7 protein-coding genes are annotated in these 13691 nt (G+C 52.1%); 4 read left to right on the forward strand and 3 right to left on the reverse strand.

The window, feature by feature from the left end; translation table 11 throughout:
- Positions 1–602 precede the first annotated feature (602 nt).
- Positions 603–1964: a dipeptidase gene (locus tag HMPREF9141_RS08380; protein ID WP_040554719.1), complete on the forward strand. Its 1362-nt coding sequence runs from the start codon at positions 603–605 to the stop codon at positions 1962–1964.
- Between the two features lie 246 nt (positions 1965–2210).
- Here the strand turns inward: HMPREF9141_RS08380 and HMPREF9141_RS08385 are convergent, their stop codons facing one another.
- From HMPREF9141_RS08385 to HMPREF9141_RS08395, 3 genes are all read right to left on the reverse strand, one after another.
- A complete protein-coding gene (locus tag HMPREF9141_RS08385) occupies positions 2211–3269 on the reverse strand; it encodes an agmatine deiminase family protein (protein WP_040554721.1) in 1059 nt (352 codons plus the stop codon).
- A gap of 624 nt (positions 3270–3893) precedes the next feature.
- Positions 3894–5384, reverse strand: coding sequence for a hypothetical protein (locus HMPREF9141_RS08390; protein WP_007368250.1), 1491 nt, complete (start codon positions 5382–5384; stop codon positions 3894–3896).
- A 118-nt stretch (positions 5385–5502) separates the two neighbouring features.
- Positions 5503–7917 carry an outer membrane beta-barrel family protein gene (locus tag HMPREF9141_RS08395; RefSeq protein WP_007368251.1) on the reverse strand — a complete coding sequence of 805 codons (2415 nt, stop codon included), beginning with the start codon at positions 7915–7917 and terminating at the stop codon, positions 5503–5505.
- Between the two features lie 412 nt (positions 7918–8329).
- On the opposite strand from HMPREF9141_RS08395, the gene HMPREF9141_RS08400 reads away from it, so the two are divergent.
- From HMPREF9141_RS08400 to HMPREF9141_RS08410, 3 genes are all read left to right on the forward strand, one after another.
- A complete protein-coding gene (locus HMPREF9141_RS08400) occupies positions 8330–11176 on the forward strand; it encodes a putative LPS assembly protein LptD (RefSeq protein ID WP_007368252.1) in 2847 nt (948 codons plus the stop codon).
- A 182-nt stretch (positions 11177–11358) separates the two neighbouring features.
- On the forward strand, positions 11359–11874 hold the full coding sequence (locus HMPREF9141_RS08405; protein WP_007368253.1) for a nitroreductase family protein: 516 nt from the start codon (positions 11359–11361) through the stop codon (positions 11872–11874).
- 173 nt (positions 11875–12047) lie between these two features.
- A complete protein-coding gene (locus HMPREF9141_RS08410; RefSeq protein ID WP_007368255.1) occupies positions 12048–12932 on the forward strand; it encodes a carbon-nitrogen hydrolase in 885 nt (294 codons plus the stop codon).
- Positions 12933–13691: the final 759 nt, after the last annotated feature.

A 13691-nucleotide genomic window follows, 5' to 3' on the forward strand; every position in this document is an offset into this window, starting at 1 on the left:
GCCGGAAAGTCGTATAGGACTGCTTGTGGGAGCTTTCCCGTCCGGGAAATATTTTCCGGCAGGTCGGTCGTTTCCCTGCTCTATGATGGGGAAGGACCGATCCGGTATGAAGTTGATTGTTGCATGAAGCCGGACGGTTGTCATCTTGCTGGATGGACTCGGCCGGTACGGTCGGTCAAGTAGGGCTGGCCTGCTGGTTAAGTATATTCCGTCTGTCAGCTAAGTATATTCTGCCTGTTGCCAAGCATAGTCGAGCTTTCGGTCAAGTAGAATCCGCTTGCGGGTTAAGTATATCCTGTTTGTCGGCTAAGCATAGTCGACTTTCCGGTCAAGTAGAGTCAGCCTGTCGGTTAAGTATCATCAGCTGTCTGGCGGTACTTTTCCGACAGTCTGCTAGAAGTTGGAGAGACGGCGAGTTGCCCGAAACAATCCTGCTGACAGGATATTTCCGTGTGAAGTACCCGAAAGAGGCAGCGGATGTCTCTGTCAACGGAACGCTGTCCGTAGAACAGTTGTGCGAAATAAAAACCACGGAAAACTTGCAGAAGTCGTAAATCATGTTTAAATTTGCGAGCATTACGAAAATCAACAATCAAATCACTATGATCAAGAATTATGTAGAAGAGAACAAAGACAGGATGCTCGAGGAGCTGTTCAGTCTGATACGCATTCCCAGCGTAAGTGCGCAACCGGCTCACAAGGAGGATATGGTGCGCTGTGCCGAACGGTGGAAGGAACTGCTGCTTGAGGCTGGTGTCGACAAGGCAGAGGTGATGCCGTCAAAGGGGAATCCGATGGTCTATGCCGAGCGGATGGTCGACCCGAAGGCGAAAACCGTATTGGTTTACGGGCATTATGACGTGATGCCGGCCGAGCCTTTCGAGCTGTGGAAGACCGAACCTTTCGAGCCTGTCGTGAAAGACGGCCATATCTGGGCACGCGGTGCCGATGATGACAAGGGACAGTCGTTCATGCAGGCGAAGGCTTTCGAGTATGTCAACAAGCACAACCTGCTGAAGCATAATGTGAAGTTTATCTTTGAAGGTGAGGAAGAAATCGGATCCGGAAGCCTCGGTCCGTTCATCGAAGCACACAGGGAACTGCTGAAGTGTGACGTGATACTCGTGTCCGACACGGGTATTATCAGTCCTGATGTTCCCTCCATCACAACGGGGCTGCGGGGTCTGTCCTATTGGCAGATTGAGGTGACAGGTCCCGATCATGACCTCCATTCCGGGACGTTCGGAGGGGCTGTCGCCAACCCGATCAATGTCCTCTGCAAGCTGCTTGCCGACGTGACGGGACCTGACGGAAAGATCCGGATTCCTGGTTTCTATGATGATGTGGAGGAGGCTTCCGAAGAGGAACGCAAGCTCGTTGCCTCAATTCCTTTCGATGAGGATGCGTATAAGAAGTCCATCGGTGTGAAGGCTCTCTTCGGTGAGGAGGGGTATAGCACGATCGAACGCACAGGCTATCGTCCGTCATTCGATGTCTGCGGTATCTGGGGCGGCTATACGGGAGACGGTGCCAAGACCGTCATCCCATCGAAGGCATACGCCAAGATCTCGTCCCGTCTCGTCCCGCATCAGGATCACAACAAGATCAGTCAACTGGTAATCGACTACTTCAACCGCGTCGCTCCCGACACCGTTACCGTGAAAGTGGAGAAACACCATGGCGGTTACGGCTACGTCTGTCCGATCGACTTCCCGGCTTACAAGGCGGCGGAACGTGGCTTTGAGACTGTCTTCGGCAAGCGGCCGTTGCCAGTCCGTATCGGTGGAAGCATCCCCATCATCTCTACCTTTGAGAAGATGCTCGGTGCGAAGAGTGTTCTTATGGGTTTCGGTCTGGAGTCGAATGCCATCCACTCGCCGAACGAGAATATGCCGGTTGACCTCTGGCTGAAAGGCATCGAGACCCTTGTCAATTTCCATCTCGAGTACGACAAGGAAGCATAAGCGTATCCCCTGTCACTGTGCCTGCTGTTCCGATGGGGGCAGCAGGCAATATCCTTCAGGCCGGAAACCCGAGAGAACGTCTTTCCTCGCCCGGTTCGGAAAAAGAAGGAAGATGTATCAGAAAGCACCCATGAGGGGTGTACGAAGAAGAGTAGATGCCCCCGTTTGTCCGGTAAACAACCTGTTCTACGGACAGACGGGGGCATTTCTTTTTGTCTGACAGGACATTTTCCGTACCTGCCTGAGTCAAGGCAGTTGCATCGTCAGGCAGTGGATGGATCCATGCTGCCTTATGATTGTACGGCTGTCGATACCGATAATCTCCCGGCCGGGGAACGCTTCCTGTATGGTTCCTAATGCGGCCTTGTCCTTTTCGGGCTGATGGTATGTGGGTACCAGTACCGCTCCGTTGATGACAAGGAAGTTGGCATGGGTCGCCGGCAGCCGCTCACCGTCGTCATAGATGGCATCCGGCATCGGCAGGCGCAGCAGACGGTAAGGTCTGCCGTCGGGCGTACGAAGTCTCTTCAGCTGTTCCTCCAGAAGGCGGAACGCCTCATAATGTTCGTCCGTCTCATCGTCACATCCTATATATAATAAGGTGTCATCCGGAGCGATGCGTACGATGGTGTCGATATGTCCGTCGGTGTCATCGCCTGCCAGCTGACCGTGATCCAGCCAGACGACACGCTCCACGTTCGGGAAGAGCAGGCGCAGCCGTCTGTCGATATCCTCTTTTGTGAGTGGCTGATTGCGGTGCGGTGCTGTCAGGCAGCCGGTTGTCGTAAAGAGCGTATGGTCTCCGTCGCTTTCTATCGAACCGCCCTCCAGCACAAAGTCCTTGTGATTTTCCAGTGCACCGTGAAAGAGTCCCGCTTCATAGATCTGCCGGTTGATCCGGTTGTCCTTCTCAGCTGCAAACTTCCCGCCCCATCCGTTGAAACAGAAGTCAAGCAGGTGGATGGGCTGGAAGCTGCCCTTGGGCTGCGCATCCGAAACGAGGGAGATGGGAGCAACGTCCCGTGCCCATGTGTCATTGCTGTCACAGGCGAAGAGGGTTACCTGCCTCATCTGTTCCTCTGTCAGCCTTTCTGCCAGTAAGTTGCGCACCTGCTCTGTGTCTCGTGCCGTGATGAGCAAGGCCTCATGGCGTGTAATGGCATCCGCCATCTGGAGATAAACCTCGGTAATCTCTTTCAGGTAAGGCCGCCAGTCGGTGTCTTCGTGCGGCCATATCAGCATGACGCCGCTTTGCGGTTCCCATTCTGCAGGCAGCCTGAAACCGTGATGTCTGTCTGTATTCATGGTGCAAAGGTAAGAAAAGAAAACGTGATATGTCGCTTCCCGCCGCCGATTTATTGCCGTAGTATTATAGGAAAGGTGCGTCTCCTCCTGGGGATTGTCGGCATGAGCAAGGACATGATACGGCTTGACGCAGGTCAATTCATGGGGTTGACATAGGTCAATCCAGGCGTTTGACATGCGTCAAAATCTTTGATGAAAGTCAACTTTTACCCAAAGATCAAGGTAAAAAAGGCGGTTTTTTTTGTTTGAGGCCGGAAACCGCACTAACTTTGCAAGCACAAAACAAAACAAACGGCACCTCATCAGGATAACAAGAGGTGACCACTGAAAGGGCTTCAGTCTCAATAGGCAGACACAAGTAAAAAGATTGTTTAACAAGAAAAGAAAGGAAAACGTTATGAAAGAGAGAATCAAGAAAGCAAGCATTATGCGTAAGCTGTTCAACTATCTGACAAACGTCATCAGTGAGTACAACATGGGTCGTGCAACTTGTCTGGCATAAGCCGGCAGCACGCTCATTCCTTACGCTAAGAGTTTAGAAAGAAAGTAAAGTTTGAGAGAATATAAAGAGAAATCGGATCGGAGTCCCTGTGGATTCCGGTCCGATTTTCGTTTGCGGAGGGCTTACTTGCTGCCGGCTGCATCGTAATCGGCAATCAGCTGTCGCAGCCCTTCCAGTGTCCGGGTGTCATATTTGGAGGCATCCATATCTGGACGGTTCAGATATTCAGCTGTCAGTTTTGTCCTCGTCTTTGCACTCCGTGTACCTAACATGGCTTTGTCGCCAAGATAGATAGCCTCTTTTCTGTCCTTCAGCTTCAGATAAAGTTCGTCTTTATCCAATGGATGTTCCAGGATGTAGTTGCCCTTTCCGTCGGTAAAGCGTACCTCAAAGAACTGTGGGTGGCGTGTCCCGATATTGATGGAACCACTGCCGCCGGCATTCGTCAGCACACCGTCTTTCGATCCTTTTACGCCGATGTAGGTCTTGCCGCCTGCATAGACGGTTACGTTGTCGGCAGCCTTGAACTTCTGTTCGGTCTTGCCGTTCGCGTCGTTGTGCGTCAATGTTACGGCTGATCCCATTGCCGGAGCGTCAAGGTCGAGGATGCCACTGGTCCCTTTGCCCATCTTCTTTTCAATGGATTCATAGACGATGGTGATGCTGCCCTCATGTGTCGTACCGTCGGCAAGTACCACCTTGCCAGGCACATTATAGATGTTCACGGAAGCCTCCCTGGTCTCTTTCACCAGCTGTCGTTCTTCGTCGGCAGCCTGCTGTTCCTCTGCTTTTGCCTTGTTGGCCAGTCGCAGCTTGATGTTCTCCGTCATGTCTCCCAGTGCATAGCCGTTGGCAAGCAGTTTGGATACCATGCGGCGTACCATCTCGTTCTCGGAGAGCTGGGGTGCCGTCTTGTATTGCAGGAAGGGAAGTTTCCTGTCATCACAGGTCGTTATATTGCTGAAGTTCTCGCTGCTGCTCCACGATTCGAGCCTGATCTCGGCCACCTGGTTGCCCACACGGTCCTTGATATAATAGTTTCTTTTGCCTAATGATGGGTCATTGACAAGCACCTTTCCCACCACCTCTTTGTTGATGATGATGTCGCCGTTGTCGTTGATGGAGAAAGGATGCTGTGCTGTGAAGTCCTCATCGGCTTTCTCCATATTTTTGACTACGGTATAGATGCTGTCCCATTTCGCAGAGAAAGGACGTGAGCCTTGCCCGAAGAGGTCGGCAATGGCGGATTGGTTGATGCCGCTGCCGGCGATGAGCTGGGGCTTGCTGTCTAACAGCTTGTAGACAAAGTACTTTGTGTTGGACAGGACAATCCTGTCTTTCGGGTTCTGCAGCTCAAAGACTGCACCTTCGGGCGATGTGAACTGGAGCCAGTCTTCCGGTGTGCTGACGCCTTGTTTTGTCCTGTTCGTAATGAAGAATGTGAACACCTTTTTCCCGTCGGGCGTAGACAGTTCGCAGACTCTCTTCTCTTCTTTTACAAGTGCTACCGCTGTGCCGTCAAGCAGAACCTCTCCTTTCTTGATCTTCAGATCCTGGGCATGTGCGGAAAGCACCATGAAGCTGGCGATGAAGCCTAATACCGTTTTTCTCATTTTACTTGTTTGGTTTTGATGTTGATTGAAATTGTCTGTTATGTATTTTATGTCTGATGTCGGTGTTTCCGGTGAATGGAGTCCCCGGTGTCTGCCAGGTCTGTCTTGAGGGAGGTTTCTACAGACGTTCCGCCTCCTTCACCCGGTTCTTGTCTGTTTCAAACTTCCTGCTTCCGAAGTTGTAGTGTACACGGAAGAGTACCTGGCGGCTTTCGCTGTGCCCCCAGATGTCCAACTGCAATGCCCCTTTGCGTCCGTAACTGTCCCAACGTTCAGTGTAGAGGAGGTCGGTAACCATCAAGGATAGTGAGAGACGGTCACGGAGCAGCCGTCTGCTCAGTCCGATGTCTATGCTTCCGCTTGGCTTGAGCACCTCATAACTCTTGCCTTGAGACTTGCTTGCATATTTGGCAGACAGCTCCATACGTATCTTTGCAGGCAGTTGTATGTCGTTTGAAAGGGTAAGGTTGCAGGATGGTCGACGATAATCTTCTCTGTAGGTTTCGTAGTCAAGATGGTTGACAAAGTAATAGGCACCGATGTTTGTACTGATGTCCCACCATGATGTAAGGCGTTTGTTATATACAAGGTCAAGTGCCAGCTGCTTCTGCTTGCCGATGTTCTTGGTTGTCATGACAATACAGTTCTTCTTGTAAGTGTCGGGAAGTTGAGTGAAATAGTCATTCAGCTGGTTGTAGGATAGGGTAATGCTAAGGCTGTTCTTAGTGTAGCCTAATGAAATCTTATGGCTTATCTGCGGTTGGATAAACGGATTTCCTTTCCAGTAGGTCAGCTCGTCCAGCAGATATTCAAAGGGGTTGAGGTCTTCATATCTCGGTTTGTCCTGTCGTTTGCTGTAGGCGAGTGTGAGCTTTGAACTGTTGTTGAGGTCGTAACTGACGGAGAGATTGGGGAAGAGCCTTGTGTGACAGTTCTTGTTCTCTTCCATCACTGTTCCGTCCTGATAGGATTTCAATGTCCCTACAGTCTGCATATATTCAATTCGCAAGCCTGCAGAAGCCTGCAGCCGCTTCCACTGCTGGGCATATTGCATATAGCCTTCAAGGTTTGACTCTTGATAGGTAAACCTGTTTGACCTTGTGAGGTCAAGTGCGCCTTTTGCATAGAAGCCGAATCGGTTACGGCTTTCCACCTTGGCAGCCTTGACACCTGCCAGCAGTTCTCCACCACGGCTGTTCTTCAGTCTGTAGTCTGCTGTTGACGACAGGATGTTGATTGTTTTCTTGTTTTCGGCTGGATAGTCGTCTTCACGCAGCAGCTTCCCGTCAGGAGAGTAGAACGCATTGGGCTGTTGATTCCTGCTCAATCCGTCAACGTGAATCCAGTCGGCATTTGCAGCGATACTCTGCTGTTCTGTGATGGCAAACTGATAGCCTATGCCCGTCGTATATTTTGTATTCTCCTGTTTGGTATAGTCATTTCTTGCCTTCAATATTTCATGGAGTGTTTCCCTACCTTTATATATCCATGTGGTGGTTGCCGTAACTCCAGGTCCCGTCAGGGCATCAACCGATGTGTTCAGCGTCAGCTTGTGTCGTTTGCTGGGCTGGAAGACAAAAGCCAGTCCGCCAGCGTAGGTGTTACGCTTGTCGGTATCGTCGGTCTCCGAGAAGTTGCGGTCTCCGTCCTGTATCCTGTCAGTGCCATATTCCATGTCGTAGTGTCCGATGTTGTGACTGTAATTGATGCCCAGCTGCCATGTCCGCTTGTTGTAAGCCATGCTGAAATCGGAACTCTGGCGCAGGTGGTTCCAGAAGGAAACACCATGCGAGGTGGAAATATAGAGTCCTCGCTCGTTATTGTTCTTCAGTGTGATGTCGATAATACCGCTTGCCCCTTCCGAGTCATAACTGGCATCGGGATTGGTAGAGGTGGTAATGCTGGCAATATTGGAAGACGGGATAGCACGCAGATAGGCAGTAAGTACTTCACCTTGAAGTCGTATGCGCTTCCCGTTCACATAGACGGTAGCACTGCCGAGGGCAGAAAGCGACAGATTTCCTTTACTGTCAAGCCTCACACTGGGTGTATGGCGCAGAACATCTAAGGAATTACCAAGGTTGGCAAGATAAGACCGGGCAACGGAAATGCTTATCTTTCCGCTTTCCATCTTTATCAACGGGCGTCGTTTGCGGGCTGTGACGACAACGTTTTCCAGCTCTGTTCCGTCTGGGCGCAGGTAGATGTTATAAGTGTCGTTGTTGTCGGGAATGGAGAAGAGAACCGTGGTGTCACGGCATCCGATGGCTCCGCAATACAGCTGGTAACTGCCGTCCGTGAGCTGGCAGCTGAGTTTTCCGTCTGCTTCCGTCAGTCCATTGGCAACGACTTTGCCTGTTTTCTGGTCGGTAATGATAAGCGTTGCTGCGTCGACGGGTTCCTCTGTCTGCTGCCGGATGCGAAAGGCGATATTCTGCTGGGCCATGACCTGCGATGTGTCAAGTAACAGCAGGCCCATGATCAACAGCGGAAATGAAGCGGAGCGTCCGGTCAGCAGGTTTGTGATCGACATAAGTTCAGTTATATTTCGTATGAATTGTTTTTTTACCTGATAGTTTCGTCTGCAAATTTACGAAATAAATCCCGATTATATGCAGTCAGTAAGGGGTTTTCCTTCCCCTTTTTCAGGAGATAAGGCGAAAGTCTCCTCTTTGTCTGTACCTGTCTGGCGGAATCTACAGGCGGCGATGCAAAGCCGTGACAGCAGGGGTGTCCTGTCCGCAGCCGTCTGGAACAGGAGTACCAGGCGTTGGGAACAGGAGTACCGGGCGTTGGGAACAGGAGTACCGATGCTGTGGTAATGTATGACACACGGAGCTTCAGGCTTCCATGTGCTGCAGACAGGGATTGCGGGAAACGTTAAAATAGCGTAATGGTGGCTGTTTTTCGGCATTATTTGAGTATTTTTGCACGTTATTTAGGCAATGAGAAATAAGAGCATTATACTCCTTCTGTTGTTTGCCATCGTCTGTGCGATGGCAAGTGTCAATATGCCTGTTCCGAAGGGTAAGAAAGCCCGGAAAGCAAAAGCCGGCACGATTGTGGTCGACAGTCTGCTTCAGGGACAGGCCGCAGGGACAGGCCGGGAGGACAACGAGCATATTCCGGATACCACGAAGATGGACTCTCTCCAGCTGGCGATCTACCATCACAACAAGGCCATCGACGACTCCATCCGTGCCGACAGTATGATGCGGGCACGCTCGAACGGCATCGATGCACCGGTGAAGTACTCGGCTGACGACTCCCTCGTCTACGATGCGGCCACGGGAACGGCCTTTCTGTATGGCAATGCGAAGGTGGATTATGAGAACATGAAACTTGCGAGCGACAAGGTCTTCATGAACCTTGACAGCAGTACGGTGCGCGCCACGGGAACGGCCGACTCGGCGGAGGAAGACGGCATAAAGGGCAGACCGCTCTTCACGATGGGCAAGGACGAGTACAAGAGCGATACGATGGCCTTCAACTTCAAGTCGAAGAAGGGTCTGATCAAAGGGGTCTATACCGAGCAGCAGGACGGCTTCCTCAGCGGCGAGGTGGGCAAGCGCGACTCTTCGGGTGTCATCTATCTGCAGCATGGCCGCTACACCACCTGTGATGATCCTCACCCCGACTTCTACATCGCCCTCTCGCGTGCCAAGGTGCGCCCGGGCAAGGATGTCGTCTTCGGTCCGGCCTATCTGGTCGTGGCCGACGTCCCCCTTCCGTTGGCAATCCCCTACGGGTTCTTCCCTTTCTCGAAGAAATATTCGAGCGGATTCATCATGCCGAACTACGGTGATGAGAACGACCGCGGGTTCTATCTGCGCGACGGAGGCTATTATTTCGCCATCAGCGACAAGTGGGACCTGAAGCTCCTGGGGGAGATCTACACCAAGGGGTCGTGGGGCGTTTCGGCGGCCAGCAACTACCGGAAACGCTACCGGTATTCCGGTTCGTTCCTCTTCAGTTACCAGGATTCGAAGACCGGCGACAAGGGACTGCCGGACTTCACGGAGCAGGAGAGCTTCAAGATACAGTGGAGCCACCGTCAGGATCCCAAGGCCAACCCCTACAGTTCGCTGGCGGCAAGCGTGAACTTCGCCACGTCGAGCTATGAGCGCAACAACCTCAACAGCATGTACAATCCGCAGACGCTCACGCAGTCTACCCGTACATCGTCCGTCAGCTGGAGCACGAATTTCTCAAGTATAGGCCTCTCATTGAGCGCCACGACCAATCTGGCGCAGAATATGCGCGACTCGACCATCCAGATGACGCTGCCCGACCTGAACATCAGTCTGAGCCGTTTCTATCCGTTCAAGCGCAGGCACGCTGTGGGCAAGGACCGGTGGTATGAGAAGATTTCGATGAGCTATACCGGCCAGCTGTCCAATTCCATCTCCACCAAGGAAGACCGGCTGCTGCATGCCAATCTTTTCAAGGACTGGAAGAATGCCTTTCAGCATACAATCCCTGTGCAGGCGAACTTCACCGTGTTCAATTACATCAATGTCACACCGTCGTTCAATTTTACAGACCGCATGTATTCCAAGAAAGTGCTGCGTGGATGGGACAATGTAAAGCAGAAGGAGGTCGTGACAGATACCACATACGGCTTCCACAATGTGTATAACTGGAGCATGAGCGTGGGAGCCAGCACGAAGCTGTATGGATTCTGGACACCGAACCGCAAGCTCTTCGGCGACAGAATCCAGGCGATCCGCCATGTCATCACGCCGCAGATCTCTTTCTTTTATTCGCCGAACTTCGGCGCACGCCGTTATGGCTATTATGACAGTTACCAGTACACGGATGCCAGCGGTAACGTGAAACTCGTGGAATACTCGCCTTATCAGGATGAATTGTACAGCGTCCCAGGGAAGTACAAGACCGAGATGATCAGTTGGGACGTAAGCAACAACATCGAGATGAAGGTCAGGAGTGACAAGGACTCCACGGGCTTCAGGAAGATAAGCATCATCGACGAGCTGGGAGCGAGCATGTCGTACAATGCCGCTGCCGACTATCATCGCTGGAGCGACCTCAGCATGCGCCTGCGTCTGAAGTGGTGGAAGAACTATACCTTCTCCATGAATGCGCAGTTTGCCACCTATGCTTACGAACTTGACGCCAGCGGAAAACCTTATGTCGGCAACCATACCGAATGGGGCTATGGCCGGCTGCCCCGCTTCCAGGGGATGTCGCAGAATTTCTCGTTCACGTTGAACCCGGAGAAACTGAAGAAGTGGTTCGGACATAAGGAGGACAAGGAGGATGACCAGACGGACGACGACGGTGACGGTCCCGACACGGACATCGAATCCAATATGGACGACGACCTTGAAAAGGGGAAGCATGCGGCAAAGAAGAAGCGCGGCAACATTGCCGAGACGGACGACAACGGTTATATGCGCTTCAATATGCCGTGGTCGCTGACAATCGGCTATGGCATCACGATGCGTGAGAATACGGCCGGACGGTTCAATACCAAGACGATGCGCTATCCTTATAAGTTCACGCAGACGCTGAACTTCTCGGGGAACATCCGCATCAGTGACGGCTGGAACATCAACTTCTCAAGCGGCTACGACTTCGAAAACCATGCCATGAGCATGACCACGGCCAGTCTGTCGCGCGACCTTCATTGCTTCAATATGAGCGCATCGGTGGTGCTGGCACCTTATACATCGTATAATTTCACCTTCCGTTGCAATGCCTCGACGCTGACGGATGCGCTGAAGTATGACAAGCGGAGCGGCATCAGCAATGCTGTCCAGTGGTATTGATCTGGAAAGGAAAGGGGTTTGTCTGGTACGTCCGGAGCAGGCAGCCCCCCTTTGAACGCCTGTTGCTGAAATGTTCTGGGGGCTGTATGCCGACTTCGGTCTCTTGTCCGGATTCGGGAATGCGATGGACAGACGCATACACCTTCTCTCTCTGATTCTCACAAATTTAAATAGATACGACAATGGAAGCATTAGAAGCTCTGATGACACGCCGCAGCATACGCGCCTATGAAGACCGTATGCCGGCACAGGAACTGATTGACAAGGTGATGGAAGCCGGTCTTTATGCTGCAAGTGGAAAGAATATGCAGACGGCCATCATCGTGGAAGTGACGAACAAAGAGGTACGCAAACGTCTCTCGGTCATCAATGCCGAGATTATGGGTACAACAGCCGATCCATTCTATGGTGCGCCCGTTGTCCTTGCTGTTCTGGCCGATAAAAGCAGTCCAAACCATGTCTGTGACGGTGCGTTGATGATGGGTAACCTGATGAATGCAGCCCGTGCCGTCGGTCTGGGCAGCTGTTGGATCAACCGTGCCAGGGAGACTTTTGACCGTGCAGACGGCAGGCGGATGCTGGAAGAGTGGGGGATAGAAGGCGACTATGAAGGGATTGGTTTCTGTATTCTGGGCTTCCCGGCGAAGGAAGGAAAGGCTGCCCCGCGCAAAGCGGGACGTGTCTTCTATGTGAAATAGCCGCCGCCGGCACCGGGTACACGGCTGCCGTAGGCGGTGTAGGGCAGGAAGCCGTAGGCGTAGGACTTTGAAAAAGACAATCACATGCCCCGCTGTCCGTAATCGGGACAGTCTTTCAGCATCTCCTGCCGGTTGGCGGCAGGAGACGCTGGGGGTAGGAAAAAAGACTTTGTATGAGAGAACTGAAAATAGGAATCCTGCAACAACACAATGTTGCAGACACAAAGACAAATACGGAACGGCTGGCAGAAGGCATTGCCGGCCTTGCGCACCGTGGTGCAGAACTCATAGTCCTGCAGGAACTGCACAATTCGCTTTATTTCTGCCAGACAGAGAACGTGGAGAATTTCGACCTTGCCGAACCCATCCCCGGACCGTCAACAGATTTCTATGGGAATCTGGCACGTGAACTGGGGGTCGTCATCATCGCCTCCCTCTTCGAAAAGCGTGCGCCGGGGCTATATCACAACACGGCTGTAGTGATAGAAAAGGACGGCAGCATTGCAGGCAGGTATCGCAAGATGCACATTCCCGATGACCCGGCCTATTATGAGAAGTTTTATTTTACACCGGGTGACCTCGGCTTTCATCCGGTTGACACCAGCGTGGGTCGCCTTGGCGTACTCGTCTGCTGGGACCAGTGGTATCCTGAAGCAGCCCGGCTGATGGCTTTGCAGGGAGCGGAAATACTCGTTTATCCCACTGCCATCGGCTACGAAAGCAGCGATACGGACGAGGAGAAACAACGCCAGCGTGAGGCATGGACGACGGTCATGCGGGGGCATGCCGTCGCAAACGGACTACCGGTTGTCGCCGTCAACCGTGTCGGCTATGAGCCGGATCCGAGCGGGCAGACGGGGGGGATACGGTTCTGGGGCAGCAGCTTTGTGGCTGGCCCGCAGGGGGAGCTCCTGTTCCGCGCTTGTGACAAAGACGAGGAGCATACGGTTGTTCCTGTCGATCTTGACCACAGCGAACAGGTGCGCCGTTGGTGGCCTTTCCTCCGGGACAGGCGGATCGATGAGTATGGGGCGATGATAAAAAGGTTTATTGACTGAAGCCTCACCCCCGGCCCCTCTCCGAATGGAGAGGGGAGTGAAATGCGCTGTCTGCTGTCTTTAGGAGGGGTAATCGCCAGGCCGTGAATCGTATTTACATACTTTCCATGAAATATATTGTCTGCTGTCTTTAGAAGGGGTAATCGCCAGGCCGTGAATCGTATTTACATACTTTCCATGAAATATACTGTCTGCTGTCTTTAGGAGGGGTAATCGCCAGGCCGTGAATCGTATTTACATACTTTCCATGAAATATACTGTCTGCTGTCTTTAGGAGGTGTAATCGCCAGGCGGTGAATTGTATTTACACATTTTCCGTGAAATGCACTGTCTGCTGTCTTTAGGCGGTATAATCGCCAAGTCTTGAATTGTATTTACATACTTTCGGTGAAATGTACGGTCGGCGGTTCCCAGGGCGGTATAATCGTCAGGCAGTGAACCGTATTTACACATTTTCCGTGAAATGCACCACCTGTGGTTTTCAAGGTTTTATTAGGAAAACAGGGAATAACAACGATTGCCGCCGGTCTGATGGCAAAAGAACAGTTGCCAGTCCGATGACAAGAGAACGGTTGCTGCTGTACTGTTAATTTAGAAATGAGAAGAGTACTGCTGCCGGTATACTGTTAGTTTAGGAATGGGGAGGAGATGGTTGCTGGCGTACTGTTAATTTGGAAATGAGAAGGGTGCTGTTGTCAGTGTACTGTCCCTTTAGGAAGGGAAAGGACACGGTTGCCGGTGTACTGTTGAAGGTAGTGG

The organism is Prevotella multiformis DSM 16608 (assembly GCF_000191065.1).
Lineage (GTDB): Bacteria > Bacteroidota > Bacteroidia > Bacteroidales > Bacteroidaceae > Prevotella > Prevotella multiformis.